Consider the following 14,661-nt stretch of genomic DNA (forward strand, 5'->3'; position numbering starts at 1 on the left):
TTAACATGGAAAAGAAATATAGCCTATTGCAGCGCATCACATCTGATACACCTTTGTTTTTTAAGTGGTTGCAGCGTTTTGGCCTGGGCTTAACTATTTTAGGAACCGAGTTGATGCACCTGCAAACTTTACCTCAACAATGGTGTACTGCTTTGGTAAGCATAGGCGGCACACTTGCTGTAGTATGTCAGTTTGCCGTAAAACAATATGAACCCGTAAATACCAATAAGCCATGATGCACTTAAGTATTGCAGGCCGACAGCTGATTAAAAACTTTGAAGGCTTACGCCTAAATGCCTATCAGGATAGTGCAGGCGTATGGACGATAGGCTATGGTTCAACACATTACACAAATGGAAGCCCGGTAAAACCGGGCGACCATTTGACTGACGAACAACAGGCCGACCATCTGTTTGCAATCACCTTATTTGATTACGAGCAGACTGTAAACCAACTGGTTAAAGTTAAGCTTACACAGCACCAGTTCGATGCCTTGGTTTCGTTCACTTATAATGTGGGCACAGGGGCATTACAATCATCAACACTGCTTAAAAAACTGAACCAGGCAGATTATGCATCTGCAGCCAACCAGTTTTTGGTTTGGAACAAAGTAACCAGCCCCAAAACCGGCAGAAAAGTGATTAGCGCCGGATTGAAAAAAAGGCGTGAGCAGGAGCGCGCATTGTTTTTAACGCCATGACTCCCCTGATAAAATACATATATAACTATTTAAATTATAAGCCCGAAGTTGGCATCTTATCTGCCGTGGGCAGTTATATCATTGCCATGAAAAGTGTAATGCTTACTGATGAGGGGCTGAAGATCGTAGCCACCATTTCTGCCTGCGCGGCATGCATTGTTTCCTGCTTAACGGCCATGTCGTGGCTGATCAGGGCAATTGTATGGTGCGGCAAAATGTGGACATACCTTAAACTCCGAATCAAAAAATAGCGCCTGCTATTGACATTAAACCAACTTTCTGCCTCGGGGCGAAGCCTCGTATTTCCTACATCTGCACAATCCGCCTTTATCTACGGTTTCGGTCCGGAAATCGTCTTTCGCTCATTTCTACTTATTTATTCTTTACAAAATGTCTTTACTATCATTTATAAAAAAGATATCCGCCTGGATTCAATCTTTGTTTCAAAGTATTCCTGCTGATACTAAAACGGCCATACATACGGGTGTGGCCATAACAGAACGCATTAAACTGTTTATAGATTCTCCTGTTGCCGATGTAATTACGGCACTCATCCCCGGCAGGGCAGATGATGCGGTGGTAGCTGCACTCCGGACAGCTCTTCCTCAACTACTGAAGCAGTTACAGCTTACAGAAAGCTGCATCAACCAACAGGATGGCTCAACTATGGTGCATTGCGGATTGCAAACTTTAAGCCGCTTAAGCGATGAAGTAAAAAGCGCGTTTTTACACAATCTGTCTATCTTGCTGGCACAAGTGGCTGCCGATGGCAAACTTACGTGGCAGGACGGTGTGTACCTGTTAGAATGGTATTATCAGCACCAATTTAAAAGCAAAGTTAAAGAAACTGCTTAGCACAGTTAAACGCCGGCCTCATCGGGTATAAAATTAACCGGCTGCTGCTCTTCAAACAATACATAAGCACGTTTCCAGGGCTGGTCATCTATCAAACGCCAGTGGTGCCCGCTCCCGGTGGTATCCTGAGCAATCAAAACTTCGCCGGGGTGCAGTACAAATTGAGCGCCACTGTGCGTGGTAAATTCGAGCGTGCCGCTAAAAGTAAGTACGAATTGATAGGTGGGCGCAGTATGCCAGTCGTATGAGGATCCGGCAGGTGTTTCTTTGAAATGTATGCGGGTAGCGGCGGTAATTACATGCTCATCAACATGGCCTGCAGTAAAATGCGAATGCCCGTCGGCACCGGTGTATAAATGGTAAGCTTTAATCATAAATTATTTATGGTATGCCTGTGGCAGCAATTAGCGCTTTCAGAACAGAACAATAATACAGCAATAAAGTTATACCTGCATGAACATTGACGACGAACTGTTTCATGATGAATACAAGCCGCTGGTAGTGCCTGCCCACTTTTCGGCTAATGATAGTATGCGTAACCAGGTCATCTATGCACTATCTACTTTAGGCGCGGGCACGGCCGCTGAGGTAGGCACCCGTTTGTATGAACTGGACGACCAGACGCCAAAAGCAGAACTCCAGAAGACAACTCACGAAATTTTAAGCAGCCTGTTTGATAAAGGCCTTTTAAAAGGCAGCAAAAACGAACAAGGCCAGATGGAGTATAACCTGAGTAAAATAACAGAAACCAATACCGGTGAGCCAACTGATGCCGACCAGAGGTAATTCTACCGGATGTAACAAAGCCCCTTTTTGATTTTCTAAAAGAGGCTTTGAGCTTTTTAACCAATGTGTATACAGGTTAATTAAGCTTGCTGTAAAAATTTGTTATACATTTTTACTGGTTTGGGTTCAGCATCTGTATCATCTTATCTTTTGCATCTTTAGCATGCATCCAATCTGCCATTTCAAGTGAGTCCTGCAACTCTTCAGCAGCCCTTTTACGCATTTGTTCTTCATAAGCGGCAATTGCGGCTTGCGTATCTTTAAAGTCATCATTAGTTAAACATTCGCTTAACTCCAATGCATCCAGCATAGCCAAATTTACACCCTCGCCAGATGGTGGCATAATATGGGCCGCATCGCCAATTAGGGTAATATTTGATTGTGCTGACCAATTTTGGTCTGCAGGTACATAATTTAATGGCCGGGGAGTGAAATGATTACTGGCTTTAAACAGTTTGAAAAATATTGGGTTCCACCCTTCATAAAAATCAACCAAATAAGTATAAACTTCTGTATGATTATTGAAGTTGATGCCACTGGTTTCAACCCAATTTTGGGGGTATTTGGCCGAACCATAAAAGGTCAAGCCGCCATCTCCCCTGGGTTGCATTGTAATGCTTTTGCCGTCGTCCAGTACAATTAAGTTGCCTTGATTCAGCAGTTGATAAATTTCGTGGCACTTTATTTCAGGATTATCTACTTCTCCCTGTATTATAGTTATACCTGAATATTGCTGCTGAATATCGGTTACATACGGCCTGATTTTTGAACGTGCACCATCTGAACCAATCACAATGTCTGCAAGGGCGGTGGTGCCGTTTTTAAATTCAAGTTGCCACGCACCATTGATTTGCACAATGCTCACAAACTGACTATCCCAAATCACCGTATCAGGCTGGAGAGAATTTAATAGTAAAGTTCGCAATGCCCCTCTGTCAATTTCCGGCCTGAATCCTGCGTCGCCAAAACTTAAATTCATTTCCTGGCTACGGTCATCATAACAGATAGTTCTGTGTTTATCAGCAATGCGAAACTGATCCGCACCAGGCATGTAAGCAGCTTTAAACGCATCTGTTAAACCAGCGTGTTCGATTGCTTTTAAGCCTGACTCAAAATGCAGATCAACAATAGAACCCTGCACACGTGCTTGTGAGCTAAAATCGCGTTCGTAAACTTTTACATCTGCGCCTTTAAGGTGTAATAATCTTGCCAGCGTTAAGCCCCCCGGTCCACCACCTATAATAGCTATTCGTTTATTTTCCAGTAACATTTTATCAGATAGTTTAAATGTTTCATTTGCAAAATTAAATTTACTTTTATGGCTATAATAGCTGTAAACGCCATAAAAATAACCGCGAATGAAAATCTCTATCACTGATAAAGGCGCTGGTATTGCTAAAAAGTTTGCTGAAGCCATTGGTGCAACCACTAAAGGCAGGTTTATTTATATTCCTGAAATAAAGGGCTCAGGGTACATCACCGGCTTCTCATGGGGAAAGGAGTTGCGGATGATGATCAGGAATTATTATTTGAAAGAGGACATTTTTATTGAACGTACCAATGAACTGTCTGAAGGGCAAGAAGATATTGTATTTCTGCTAAGCGGAGTTTTTCAATCGCCCTTGTATCCGGCAGGGCAACTATTACCCGAACAAGCTTACATTTTAATTTGCAGGCATGCGGTATCTTCTATTATAGCTATGCCTTCGCATACCAATTTTGCAAGCGTAACTATTGCTGTTTCCAAACAGCATTTGCACCGGTTATTCGGCCTCATAGACCACCCTGTGGTAAGTAGTGTTTTAGAAGCCGGAGATAATTTTGTGCTCGAAACCAGCCTCTCGCCCGAAATCATTCGCACAGCCGGTGACCTCCTGTTGCAGCCCGTTCCGGAAAGCATGGAAAGCCAGTATTATAAGCTAAAATGTGAAGAACTGCTTTGCCATATTTTTGCTATGCTGATGCAGCGGGAGTACGCGCCAATAAGTGCAATGCATATGGATGATATAAAAGCCATATATGGAATTAAATCTCACTTACAGTCACATCTTAAAGAACCGCCAAACATTGCAGCCCTGGCCAAAAACGCCGGAATGAGCGAACCTAAATTACGTAAGCTGTTTAAGCAAACGTTTGGCAAAGGGGTTTTCGAATATTATCAATCTATACGCATGCAGCAGGCGGCCTATTTGCTGCGTGAAAAACGATTAAGCGTTTCAGAAACGGGCTATCAATTAGGATTCACCAACATGAGCCATTTTTCGAAAGTTTTTGAGCAGTATATAGGGCAGAAACCGAAAAAGTATTCAGCAGCTCTTCGTTAGATAGGATATACAAACTTGACTTAAAATCAAAAAGCCTTCAAAAATTGATTTTGAAGGCTTTTGTTAAGGAGTGTGATCCCGCTGGGACTCGAACCCAGGACCCCAACATTAAAAGTGTTATGCTCTACCGGCTGAGCTACGGAATCATTCTTTTTGTTCTCACCTTCTGCCGGAAACAGGTGGCGTTTTGTATGTTGTAAAGAGCGTTTTTGAACGGAAAAAGCCTCGCTTTAAGGCTTTTTCCGTTTCGTGATCCCGCTGGGACTCGAACCCAGGACCCCAACATTAAAAGTGTTATGCTCTACCGGCTGAGCTACGGAATCATCACCCTATAAATGCAAACGGCTAACCGTTTGTTTTAAAGTGGTGCAAATATAGGAGTTTTGCTTTTTGTCTGCAAATACAATTTGCAAATTGTGCAAACGCTTAAACTAAGTACATTATTGTGAGCAGGTTAATTTTTAAAAATACCGATTTTACCTTTATCACCAGCTAATAAAACCAGCCTGCCTTTTTTGGCTTTGCGGCATACATTAAAGCTATTGGCATCTATCTGCTGCCAAGTTTGGCCACCATTTATAGTATAACTACTGCCCGGAGTGCCGGTTGCCAAATATGCTTTTTGATTCAGCCATTCTACGCAAGACTGATAGCCAGCAGGCTGAAATTGTTTACCATTGCCCGGCGCATATTGTGCTTTTGCAAAATTATAGCTCACAGAATCCTGTAGCCGATCATGTGCATAATCTCCCCCAACAATTACGGCCAGATTATTACTGATAGAGAAAGCGCCTTTACTTGCCTGGCCCTGGGCTACCGGTACTGCTAAAGCTTGCCATACCGTATCAGTAAGGTAATGCGTCAATAAACGGGCTGTGTTACCACCGGTAACAATGCTCAAGGTTTTATTCTTATTTACACGCAAACAGGTTCCGCTCGCCGCAAAGGCCGCCTCACCGGGCAAGGCATCGGGCATATATTTAAACTTAGCCCAATGGTTACCGCCATCCAAAGTTTCCAGCAGCAAGAACTTGCCATCAATCGGGTCGCCCAATACAAAGCCGTGTTTGCCGTCGGGTGTAAAATCCATGGCATCCAAAAAGTAGGCTTTGTCATCATTGCGGTATACGGTTTGCCAATTAGCGCCACCATCGGTGGTTTTTAAAATCAGCGCCGGTGTGCCCGAACTCATAATAATGGCTTCCTTGTCAGAAAACCCCTCTACATCTCTGAAGTCGGCCTGCTCAAAGCCTTTCACTTGCTGCCATGTCCAGGTATGACCGCCGTCAGTAGTGATAGCTACAGTGCCTTTGCTCCCGCTGGCCCAGGCTATTTTATCATTCACTACCGAGAGGCCGCGCAGGCTGAAGTTGCGGCCTTGCTGCAGCACTTCAATGCGCTGCCCTTGTGCACTATTTACACCACATAAACACAGCAGAACAATAATTAAATATTTCAACCGGCTCATTTTACCCTTGTAAATACCTCGGTACGGCCAATTAAACTAATGCCTACGTAACCACGCACTTTCAGTTTATTACCATCCAAAGTCATTTTGCAGCTATAGGTTTTGCCGCTTTTAGGATCGTAAATGGTGCCGTCTTCGTATACATCATCACCATCAAAAGCAAAGTCTTTCAAAATTTCGAGATTAAGCAAAGGGCGGCTGCGCAGCGACTCATTCGGATTTTTCTGGTCGGTTTTGGGTTTGCCGGTTTCGTCGTTCGGTATCTTAATCCAGGCCAGTTTACCAAAATAATGGCTGCCTTTTTTGTAAATCTGGATCTGGCCCTCGCCACTGGAGTTAAGCCATTTGCCAATAATCTGATCGCCTTGCTGAGCAAAGGCACCTAAATGGAAAAACATCGCAAACAGCGACAGCAATAAAAACTTCTTCATTATTATCTATTGGTTTTAACAATTATACGGCATCGGTGCCACGGTTCACCTCCAATTTTAATAATTTTTATATTTATTTGAGCATTTGAATTGAACTCTTATATTTGCAGCCCCGGACGGAAAGAAGCGCAGCTTCATGTTCCTGACAGGCCCAGGTGGCGAAATTGGTAAACGTTGCGGTCTCAGAAGCCGTTGAGAATTGTCTCTTGAGAGTTCGAGTCTCTCCCTGGGCACTTCGCCAAAATAAAAGATAGCACTCATCAGCAGTGCTATTTTAATTTAGTGAAAAGCCCAGGTGGCGAAATTGGTAGACGCACCATCTTGAGGGGGTGGCATTCGTAAGGATGTACGAGTTCGAATCTCGTTCTGGGCACTTCTAAAACACCGCTGTTAAAGCATCAACCCCTTAATTATTCAGCTTATTTATGGTTGCGGTTGATATAATCGCATGGCTTGCCTTTGTGCAACATCGTTTCCTTTACCAATGAAGCTACATGGGGCATTTTTGCAAAAGATTATATGCCACACAATTCGTAAACAAAACTCTGTTATTTAGCTAAATACAAAAGGCGCTCATTGAGCGCCTTTATGAAAAAAATACATCCTGGTATAAGCAGCGTTTACTGTTCTAATTGGAAATTGATGGGCAGATTGTATCTTACCCGCACAGGCTGTCCGGCTTGTAAACCCGGCTTCCAGGCCGGTGCAATTTTCAGTACGCGTAATGCTTCTTCATCCAATAATCTGTCAACACCCTTGGTAAGTGATATGTTTGAGATTTTACCGTCCCTTTCAACTACAAAACTGAGGTACACTTTTCCCTGAGCTTCTGTATCAGGGTAACGGATATTCCTTTGCAAAAACTTAGACCATGCTGCCATGCCTCCTACCGGCTCGGGCATCACATCTACACCAATATGCTCAGAATTATCCGGCGCTGCGGTTTCCGTACCTCCGGGAGTTCCGCCCGGAGGCGTTCCGTGCGAATCGTCCATGCCTTTAGTATTTGTTACTTCAACGTTTTCGGTGGTAAGTCCGGGATTGGTAATTTCGGTTTGTGGTGTAAATCTATCTTCCTTCACCTCCTCATTAACTACTTTAGGTATCTGCAAAACCTCAGTAGAGGTATGTACAACAGGTTTTAACTTAGCGGGCTTCGTTTTTATGTTATCATGAATGGTATTGTCTTGCTTTTTTTCGGGTTGTTTTACAGCAGGCTGTGGAGGCGTAATATTCACAATTGTAGGCTTTGACCATATCGGCTGCTCCGGGGGTTTCACATATAGTTTAACTGCTATCCCTCCTGCAATAAATAAGCTTGCGGTTATAACAAGCGCCCTCATGGCATAATCACCGGAGTGTTTGCGCAACTCGTAAGCACCATAGCTTTTGTTGCGGTTAGTAAATACAAGGTCGAGCCACTCGGTCTTGTACAAATCAAATTTGGTGTTCAGCATATTTGTAAAAATTAAATTCTATTTATATCACTAAAATAAAATTTTATATTTTAATGTTTTAACAAAATTTAATTTTTATAATTATTATAATTACTGTGGATTATATCTGTAAAATAATCATAAACGCTCATCAACCGTTACAAAATTTGCAATGCAATATAGAATTTAATTTTATATATATTACCTATGTAAAATTTAAAACTACACACAACTCTCATTGCAAAATATAATTTTACCCACTATACACTTTCACATTGACTGAAATAATTTTAATATGCTCAAAGGAATCAAAATAACAAACTGACGAAAATCAACGCAGCAGGAGTTTTTATACATTAAGATATAGTGATTGAATAAGACGACGAAAAGCTACTTTGTGGTAAGAATGATAACGGGACGATTTTTATCTTAACATAGTTGCATCAAACAATTGCGCTGCCCACATTAAAATTATAGCCATTTTGTGAGAAGTAAATTATTGCATCAACTTTTTAACATTTTGACATATTTTTTTTGACATAGAGCCAATTTTAGCCCGGCATTTTCTACTTTTGGTGAAAATTTTTCATAATTAACCAGAAAAAATGTCAAACTTCAGATTTCAGGCTTTACAAGCGGTGCTTGACCGGGTTGCACCGGAAGTAAAAACACCGAGCGACAAAATTTCTGAGTACTTTGCTGCTAACGTTTTCGACAAAAAGAAAATGCGCGAGTACTTGTCAAAAGAGGCTTACCAAAGCATTTTGAGTTCAATTGATAATGGCGAACCTATTACCCGCGACTCAGCCGAGCAGATTGCCTCTGCCATGAAGGCCTGGTCAATGAGCAAAGGCGCTACTCACTATACCCACTGGTTTCAACCGCTTACCGGCTCTACTGCCGAAAAGCATGACTCCTTCTTCGAACCTACTGTAGACGGCGCTATCGAAAAATTTAGCGGTGATGCTTTAGCACAGCAAGAGCCTGATGCATCCAGCTTCCCTAACGGTGGCATCCGTAATACTTTCGAGGCCCGCGGTTATACCGCCTGGGATCCGTCATCACCGGCTTTTATTATTGATAAAACACTGTGCATTCCTACTGTATTTGTTTCTTATACAGGCGAAGCACTTGATTATAAAGTGCCTTTGTTAAAAGCACTGAGCGTAATGGACAAAGCAGCGGTTGACGTTTGCCATTATTTCGACAAAAGCATTGAGAAAGTAAATGCTTCATTAGGTATCGAGCAGGAATACTTCCTGGTGGATCTGGCCTTATTTAATGCCCGCCCCGATTTATACTTAACCGGCCGTACACTGTTTGGCCACATGTCGGCTAAAAACCAACAACTGGAAGACCATTACTTTGGCGCCATCCCTACCCGCGTATATAATTACATGCGCGATTTTGAAACCGAAGCTTTATTGTTGGGTATTCCACTGAAAACACGCCACAATGAGGTAGCTCCTTCTCAGTTTGAGTGTGCCCCTATTTACGAGGAAATTAACCTAGCAATTGACCATAACCAATTGCTGATGGATACCATGGACCGCGTAGCCCGCAAACATGGCTTTAAAGTGCTGCTGCACGAGAAGCCTTATGCCGGCATCAATGGTTCGGGCAAGCACAACAACTGGTCGTTGATTACCAACACTGGTAAAAACCTGTTATCGCCGGGCAAAACGCCTAAGAACAACCTGATGTTCTTAACCTTCTTCGTAAACACCATCCGTGCCGTGTATGAGCATGCCGATTTGCTGCGTGCCTCTATCGCTTCGGTAAACAACGACCACCGTTTGGGTGCCAACGAAGCGCCTCCGGCTATTATCTCTATCTTCCTGGGCAGCCAGCTGAACGAGGTATTGGATGAGATTGAAACTTCACGCATCAGCAAAAAAATTAAAGATGAAGCTTCATTGTGGCAGGGCATCCCTAAAATACCGCAGATATTAAAAGATAATACCGACCGTAACCGTACCTCTCCTTTTGCCTTTACCGGTAACAAGTTTGAGCTGCGCGCCGTAGGTTCATCAGCCAACTCGGCCAGCCCGATGACTATCCTGAACTTGATTGTGGCCGACCAGTTGAAGAAATTCAAAGCTGAAGTTGACCGCTTAATTAAAAAAGGCGAGAAAAAAGATGTGGCCCTGTTAACTGTAATTAAGCGTTACATTAAAGAGTCGAAATCTATCCGCTTTGAAGGCAATGGTTACAGCCAGGAGTGGGAGCAGGAAGCTGAAGCACGTGGTTTATCAAACTTCAAAACCACCCCTAAAGCGCTGGATGCTTTGGTATCAGAAAAAACCCAGGCTTTGTTTGAAGAAACCGGCGTATTCAGCAAACGTGAGGCCCATGCCCGCCACGAAATTTTGCTGGAAGAATACTTTAAAAAATTACAGATTGAGGCCCGCGTGATTGGCGAATTAGTGGACAGCGTGATTATCCCAACTGCTGTAAATTATCAAACCAAACTAATTGAAAACGTAAAAGGCTTAAAAGATTTAGGTTTGGATGCCAGCACTTACGAGGCCCAACTGAACATCATCACCAAGCTTTCAGAGCACATCAACTTCATTAAAACCAACAATACCCAAATGGTTGATGCCCGTAAAAAGGCGAATGCTTTAGAAGATACGCACGAAAAAGCCATTGCTTATGATGAGCAGGTAAAATCATTCTTCGTACCTATCCGCTACCACGTGGATAAGCTGGAGCAACTGGTTGACGATGCATCATGGCCACTGCCAAAATTCAGAGAATTGTTGTTTATTAAATAAACAAACTACTTTCTGTGTAAAACTAAAAAGGCCCTGCTTATGCAGGGCTTTTTTAGTTTTAGTATCACACCTTGTCATTGCGAGCGATAGCGTGGCAACCGCACGTAATCATCAGCACCTCTGTATAGCAAGCAGTTGCCACGCTATCGCTCACAATGACAGGTTTTGCAACTGCCAAGCTCCGAAAGCTACGAATGCGCAAAGAAATCCGATTCCTTATGCTGCCGGATCAGCACCTGGCGGTAAGTGTTCAGCAGGTTAGATTTTGATATAAAGCCAATAAACTTACCTTCTTTAATTACCGGTAAGCGCCATACATCCATTACATCAAACATTTCCATTACAGTACTTACCGGCTGCTGGTAATCTACCACAGCCGGGGGCTGCACCATAATATCGGCTACTTTGGCTTTGGCCAGGTTGGCATCAAACAACTGTTTGCGTATTTCATCCAGCCAGATCACACCTTCCAGTTTACCATCAGTGTTGGTTACGGCAAATATGTTGGCTTTACTTTCGGCCAGTATTTTATAAAAATCAGTAACCGGCGTATCACGGCTTACCGAAACATAATCGGTTTTGATAATGCTTTGCAGGTTAATGGCATTCAGCATGCCGTAATCATGATCGGGATAAATATGTTTCTCATGAATGAGGGCATGCCAGTACATATTATGCTCATTAAACATACGTGAAATAATGTAAGAGATGGCCGATACAATCATGAGCGGAATAAATAGCACATAACCGCCTGTAATCTCGGCAATCAGGAAGATAGCGGTTAGCGGGGCATGCAGTACGCCGCTCAGGGCGCCGGCCATGCCTACCGCTATAAAATTACTCACACTTAAATGTATTACACCGGTTTGGTTTACGGTATATGCTACCAGTAAACCTAAAAACGCACCGATAAACATGGTAGGTGCAAATGTGCCGCCGTTACCACCCGAACCCAGCGTAATACCCGTAGCTACAATTTTAATCAGCACCAGGGCCAGGATAAACACAATCATTATCCAGGGATGTGTGAGCCAATCGGCAAATAAAAACCCTTCCTTTAGAGCATCCAGGTTTCCGTTAAGCGCTTCCTGTACATAGTGGTAACCTTCGCCCAACAGCGGCGGAAAAAGCAGTATAATGGCTCCCAGTATCAACCCGCCTGCCAGCGCGCGTACATAACGATTGTATTTTAACAAGATGCCCTTCTCTAAATATTCGGCCACCTTGGTAATGTATACCGATAGCCAGCCACTCAGCAGCCCTAAAATCAGGTAGAAAGGCAATGCACTCATCATCCATCCTTCGGTAACCAAATGGAATAACTGACGCGAATTGAGCGCCTTAGCTACTACTACCCCAGTTGCTGAGGCAATTAATAGTGGGATGAAAGTAGGAATGGTAATTTCACCCAGTAATATTTCTAATGAAAACAGCACCCCGGCAATCGGACTGTTAAATACCGCCGCGATACCTGCCGAAGCGCCGGCGGCCAGCAATACTGTTTTTTCATAGGCGCTCAGGTTAAACAAACGCCCGAAGTTTGAACCTATAGCCGCACCTGTACATACAATAGGTGCCTCCAAACCCGATGAACCACCAAAGCCAACGGTAAGCGAGCTGCTGATGGAATGCGAGTAAATATTATTATACCTGATGTTAGCTTTATTGCGCTTGATATTGGCCAGAATGCTGCCTATCCCCTTTTCCATGGTATCTTTATTAACCAAATGCTGATAAACCACCGTAAGCAATATACCCAGTGAAGGTAACAGGATATAAAGGATAGGGAATGAAGACTGGGTTACAATCCGCCGGCCTACATCTTCCATTAACTGTACCAGGTACTTAAGGGTAATAGCGGCCAGGCCACCCAGTAAACCTACAATAACGCTGCAGTAAATAAGAAAGTTGCGCTGGTTTTTCTGGCGTACGCGCCAGCTGTTTAAAGCAAGTTGGAAACGGTTAAGTGTGTTCATAGATGCAGATAGCAGCCAATGTATAAATTTTGGCTTAAAAATTACGCGAAGTCCTATCTTTGGACATGATTTCTCAGCAAAGATACGACCAACGGGGGGTATCCGCATCAAAAGATGATGTACATAATGCCATAAAAAATATCGATAAAGGTATTTTCCCTAAAGCTTTCTGCAAAATAGTACCCGATATTTTAACCGGCGACCCTGATTACTGCAATATCATGCACGCCGATGGGGCCGGTACCAAATCATCATTAGCCTATACTTACTGGAAAGCCACCGGCGATATCTCCGTTTGGCGTGGCATTGCGCAAGACGCTATTATTATGAATGTTGACGACCTGCTTTGTGTGGGAGCTGTAGATAACATCCTGCTGTCGTCCACCATCGGCCGTAATAAGAACCTGATTCCGGGTGAGGTGATTGCCGCTATTATTAATGGTACTGAAGAAATCCTGGCAGAACTGCGTGAAGCCGGCATCGGTATTTACTCTACCGGTGGCGAAACAGCCGACGTAGGCGACCTGGTTCGCACCATTATTGTAGACTCCACCGTTACCTGCCGCATGAAGCGCAGCGACGTGATCTCGAACGACCGTATACAAGCCGGTGATGTGATAGTAGGATTAGCCTCCTACGGCCAAGCCACATACGAACATGAATATAACGGCGGTATGGGTTCTAACGGTTTAACCTCTGCCCGGCACGATGTTTTTGCCAAACAGATAGCCAATACCTATCCTGAAAGTTATGACCCTGCAGTGCCTCAAGAACTGGTATTTTCGGGCAGCAAGCAGTTGACCGACTTAGTTGATATTGGCAATGAACAACGGGTTACCGCAGGTAAACTGGTACTATCACCTACCCGCACCTATGCCTCGGTAATTAAAGCCATGCTCGACCAATACCGCAGCCAGATACATGGTATGGTACATTGCAGCGGCGGCGCACAAACCAAGGTGCTGCACTTTATTGAAAACCTGCATGTCATCAAAGACAACTTATTCCCTGTACCACCACTTTTTAAACTGATTCAGCAGGAATCGGGCACCGAGTGGCAGGAAATGTATAAAGTATTCAACATGGGTCACCGTATGGAATTATACGTGCCCGAAGAAATTGCTGCATCACTGATTGAAATATCAAAAAGCTTTAACATTGATGCGCAGATTATTGGCCGTGTAGAAAGCGCCGAGCAGAAAAAAGTAACCATCCGCTCGGAGTTTGGCGAATTTGTGTATTAGATAGATTCAAATCAATCCTTATTAAATACAAAAGCCCCGTCCTTATTGGACGGGGCTTTTTGTTTACACATAATCAGTAAAGATTATTGAATTTTAAAGAAATTGCTTTGTGTGTATGCAGAAAACTTGGTATTGTCTGTGCTGTATGCTGTTGCTCTAACAGTATAAGTCTGGCCAGAAGCTAAGCCTAACGCGCTCAGTTTTAAGTTAATCAAACCACTATATACTTGTGTATTGTGGTAAGTAGTTGGCTGCAAAGTATAACTGATGCTATGGACAACAACCGCAGCTTTAGCAGCCGTAGTAGCCGTTGCCGGTATTGCAGGTGTAGAAGTGGCATCATTGCCAGACCAGCTGTCAAAGTTTACAGTTTTAACAAGAGTGCTACCGTTTAAAATATCAACGGTAAACCGCCCTGGAGTCAGGTTGGTAGTAGTAGCACCAAATTGCAACTGTAAAACAGTTGAAGTGCTGAACGGGCTGCTTTGCTGGTAACCTAAGCTGCTCAACTGAATAGCAGGTAGCTTTGCTTCAATCGGATCTACATCCGCATCTTTAGTACATGAGGTAACACCTAATGTGATAATAGCAACAAAAGCAGTGAAGATATATTTTATAATTTTCATTGTTTCTAATTATGCTTTATTTAATTATATAAACTGCT

General features: G+C 43.3%; 15 protein-coding genes and 4 tRNA genes. 10 read left to right on the plus strand and 9 right to left on the minus strand.

Annotation, left to right across the window (positions count from 1 at the left end; all coding sequences use genetic code 11):
- Positions 1-5 precede the first annotated feature (5 nt).
- The 4 genes from ACYVNW_RS07605 to ACYVNW_RS07620 all read left to right on the plus strand — a co-directional run bounded on the left by ACYVNW_RS07605 (position 6) and on the right by ACYVNW_RS07620 (position 1,555).
- Complete coding sequence (locus ACYVNW_RS07605) at positions 6-236, plus strand: hypothetical protein (protein ID WP_460679252.1); 231 nt, start codon at positions 6-8, stop codon at positions 234-236.
- Entirely contained in the window at positions 233-700 is a 468-nt protein-coding gene (locus tag ACYVNW_RS07610; RefSeq protein ID WP_460679253.1) for a lysozyme, read from the plus strand. The genes ACYVNW_RS07605 and ACYVNW_RS07610 overlap by 4 nt, the downstream gene beginning before the upstream one ends.
- Positions 697-951 carry a hypothetical protein gene (locus ACYVNW_RS07615; RefSeq protein ID WP_460679254.1) on the plus strand — a complete coding sequence of 85 codons (255 nt, stop codon included), beginning with the start codon at positions 697-699 and terminating at the stop codon, positions 949-951. Before ACYVNW_RS07610 ends, ACYVNW_RS07615 begins: the two co-directional genes overlap by 4 nt.
- A gap of 139 nt (positions 952-1,090) precedes the next feature.
- Positions 1,091-1,555, plus strand: a complete 465-nt coding sequence (locus tag ACYVNW_RS07620) for a hypothetical protein (RefSeq protein WP_460679255.1) — start codon at positions 1,091-1,093, stop codon at positions 1,553-1,555.
- A 5-nt stretch (positions 1,556-1,560) separates the two neighbouring features.
- Here the strand turns inward: ACYVNW_RS07620 and ACYVNW_RS07625 are convergent, their stop codons facing one another.
- Complete coding sequence (locus ACYVNW_RS07625) at positions 1,561-1,929, minus strand: AraC family ligand binding domain-containing protein (RefSeq protein ID WP_460679256.1); 369 nt, start codon at positions 1,927-1,929, stop codon at positions 1,561-1,563.
- Between the two features lie 79 nt (positions 1,930-2,008).
- On the opposite strand from ACYVNW_RS07625, the gene ACYVNW_RS07630 reads away from it, so the two are divergent.
- Entirely contained in the window at positions 2,009-2,341 is a 333-nt protein-coding gene (locus tag ACYVNW_RS07630; protein ID WP_460679257.1) for a hypothetical protein, read from the plus strand.
- Positions 2,342-2,453: 112 nt separating this feature from the next.
- Here the strand turns inward: ACYVNW_RS07630 and ACYVNW_RS07635 are convergent, their stop codons facing one another.
- Positions 2,454-3,611 (minus strand): FAD-dependent oxidoreductase, encoded by a 1,158-nt coding sequence (locus ACYVNW_RS07635; RefSeq protein ID WP_460679258.1) that lies wholly within the window; start codon positions 3,609-3,611, stop codon positions 2,454-2,456.
- Positions 3,612-3,699: 88 nt separating this feature from the next.
- Between ACYVNW_RS07635 and ACYVNW_RS07640 the strand changes: the two genes are divergently transcribed.
- Positions 3,700-4,665 (plus strand): helix-turn-helix transcriptional regulator, encoded by a 966-nt coding sequence (locus tag ACYVNW_RS07640; protein WP_460679259.1) that lies wholly within the window; start codon positions 3,700-3,702, stop codon positions 4,663-4,665.
- A gap of 73 nt (positions 4,666-4,738) precedes the next feature.
- Here ACYVNW_RS07640 and ACYVNW_RS07645 read toward each other — a convergent pair.
- The 4 genes from ACYVNW_RS07645 to ACYVNW_RS07660 form a co-directional block, all read right to left on the minus strand.
- Positions 4,739-4,811 (minus strand) — tRNA-Lys (locus ACYVNW_RS07645).
- Between the two features lie 104 nt (positions 4,812-4,915).
- A tRNA-Lys gene (locus tag ACYVNW_RS07650) sits at positions 4,916-4,988 on the minus strand.
- A gap of 131 nt (positions 4,989-5,119) precedes the next feature.
- Positions 5,120-6,133 (minus strand): WD40/YVTN/BNR-like repeat-containing protein, encoded by a 1,014-nt coding sequence (locus ACYVNW_RS07655; protein WP_460679260.1) that lies wholly within the window; start codon positions 6,131-6,133, stop codon positions 5,120-5,122.
- Positions 6,130-6,564 carry a DUF2147 domain-containing protein gene (locus ACYVNW_RS07660; protein ID WP_460679261.1) on the minus strand — a complete coding sequence of 145 codons (435 nt, stop codon included), beginning with the start codon at positions 6,562-6,564 and terminating at the stop codon, positions 6,130-6,132. Before ACYVNW_RS07660 ends, ACYVNW_RS07655 begins: the two co-directional genes overlap by 4 nt.
- A gap of 149 nt (positions 6,565-6,713) precedes the next feature.
- Between ACYVNW_RS07660 and ACYVNW_RS07665 the strand changes: the two genes are divergently transcribed.
- Positions 6,714-6,797: transfer RNA gene (locus tag ACYVNW_RS07665), tRNA-Leu, on the plus strand.
- Positions 6,798-6,853: 56 nt separating this feature from the next.
- Positions 6,854-6,937 (plus strand) — tRNA-Leu (locus tag ACYVNW_RS07670).
- Positions 6,938-7,184: 247 nt separating this feature from the next.
- Here the strand turns inward: ACYVNW_RS07670 and ACYVNW_RS07675 are convergent.
- Positions 7,185-8,021, minus strand: a complete 837-nt coding sequence (locus tag ACYVNW_RS07675) for an energy transducer TonB (RefSeq protein WP_460679262.1) — start codon at positions 8,019-8,021, stop codon at positions 7,185-7,187.
- 584 nt (positions 8,022-8,605) lie between these two features.
- Between ACYVNW_RS07675 and ACYVNW_RS07680 the strand changes: the two genes are divergently transcribed.
- On the plus strand, positions 8,606-10,777 hold the full coding sequence (locus ACYVNW_RS07680) for a glutamine synthetase III family protein (protein WP_460679263.1): 2,172 nt from the start codon (positions 8,606-8,608) through the stop codon (positions 10,775-10,777).
- Positions 10,778-10,965: 188 nt separating this feature from the next.
- On the opposite strand, the gene ACYVNW_RS07685 is transcribed toward ACYVNW_RS07680, so the two are convergent.
- Positions 10,966-12,753, minus strand: a complete 1,788-nt coding sequence (locus ACYVNW_RS07685) for a chloride channel protein (RefSeq protein ID WP_460679264.1) — start codon at positions 12,751-12,753, stop codon at positions 10,966-10,968.
- 65 nt (positions 12,754-12,818) lie between these two features.
- Here ACYVNW_RS07685 and ACYVNW_RS07690 point away from each other — a divergent pair, with 65 nt between their 5' ends.
- A complete protein-coding gene (locus ACYVNW_RS07690; protein WP_460679265.1) occupies positions 12,819-13,997 on the plus strand; it encodes an AIR synthase related protein in 1,179 nt (392 codons plus the stop codon).
- Positions 13,998-14,080: 83 nt separating this feature from the next.
- On the opposite strand, the gene ACYVNW_RS07695 is transcribed toward ACYVNW_RS07690, so the two are convergent.
- Entirely contained in the window at positions 14,081-14,623 is a 543-nt protein-coding gene (locus ACYVNW_RS07695) for a hypothetical protein (protein WP_460679266.1), read from the minus strand.
- Between the last annotated feature and the right edge of the window lie 38 nt (positions 14,624-14,661).

This window comes from Mucilaginibacter koreensis, assembly GCF_054783355.1.

Excerpts from the sequence above, each read along its gene's own strand:
- ACYVNW_RS07640 (WP_460679259.1), top strand. The coding sequence starts at position 3,700 with ATGAAAATCTCTATCACTGATAAAGGCGCTGGTATTGCTAAAAAGTTT.
- ACYVNW_RS07610 (WP_460679253.1), top strand. The coding sequence starts at position 233 with ATGATGCACTTAAGTATTGCAGGCCGACAGCTGATTAAAAACTTTGAA.
- ACYVNW_RS07685 (WP_460679264.1), bottom strand. The coding sequence starts at position 12,753 with ATGAACACACTTAACCGTTTCCAACTTGCTTTAAACAGCTGGCGCGTA.
- ACYVNW_RS07675 (WP_460679262.1), bottom strand. The coding sequence starts at position 8,021 with ATGCTGAACACCAAATTTGATTTGTACAAGACCGAGTGGCTCGACCTT.
- ACYVNW_RS07690 (WP_460679265.1), top strand. The coding sequence starts at position 12,819 with ATGATTTCTCAGCAAAGATACGACCAACGGGGGGTATCCGCATCAAAA.
- ACYVNW_RS07625 (WP_460679256.1), bottom strand. The coding sequence starts at position 1,929 with ATGATTAAAGCTTACCATTTATACACCGGTGCCGACGGGCATTCGCAT.
- ACYVNW_RS07655 (WP_460679260.1), bottom strand. The coding sequence starts at position 6,133 with ATGAGCCGGTTGAAATATTTAATTATTGTTCTGCTGTGTTTATGTGGT.
- ACYVNW_RS07620 (WP_460679255.1), top strand. The coding sequence starts at position 1,091 with ATGTCTTTACTATCATTTATAAAAAAGATATCCGCCTGGATTCAATCT.
- ACYVNW_RS07680 (WP_460679263.1), top strand. The coding sequence starts at position 8,606 with ATGTCAAACTTCAGATTTCAGGCTTTACAAGCGGTGCTTGACCGGGTT.
- ACYVNW_RS07605 (WP_460679252.1), top strand. The coding sequence starts at position 6 with ATGGAAAAGAAATATAGCCTATTGCAGCGCATCACATCTGATACACCT.
- ACYVNW_RS07695 (WP_460679266.1), bottom strand. The coding sequence starts at position 14,623 with ATGAAAATTATAAAATATATCTTCACTGCTTTTGTTGCTATTATCACA.
- ACYVNW_RS07660 (WP_460679261.1), bottom strand. The coding sequence starts at position 6,564 with ATGAAGAAGTTTTTATTGCTGTCGCTGTTTGCGATGTTTTTCCATTTA.
- ACYVNW_RS07615 (WP_460679254.1), top strand. The coding sequence starts at position 697 with ATGACTCCCCTGATAAAATACATATATAACTATTTAAATTATAAGCCC.
- ACYVNW_RS07635 (WP_460679258.1), bottom strand. The coding sequence starts at position 3,611 with ATGTTACTGGAAAATAAACGAATAGCTATTATAGGTGGTGGACCGGGG.
- ACYVNW_RS07630 (WP_460679257.1), top strand. The coding sequence starts at position 2,009 with ATGAACATTGACGACGAACTGTTTCATGATGAATACAAGCCGCTGGTA.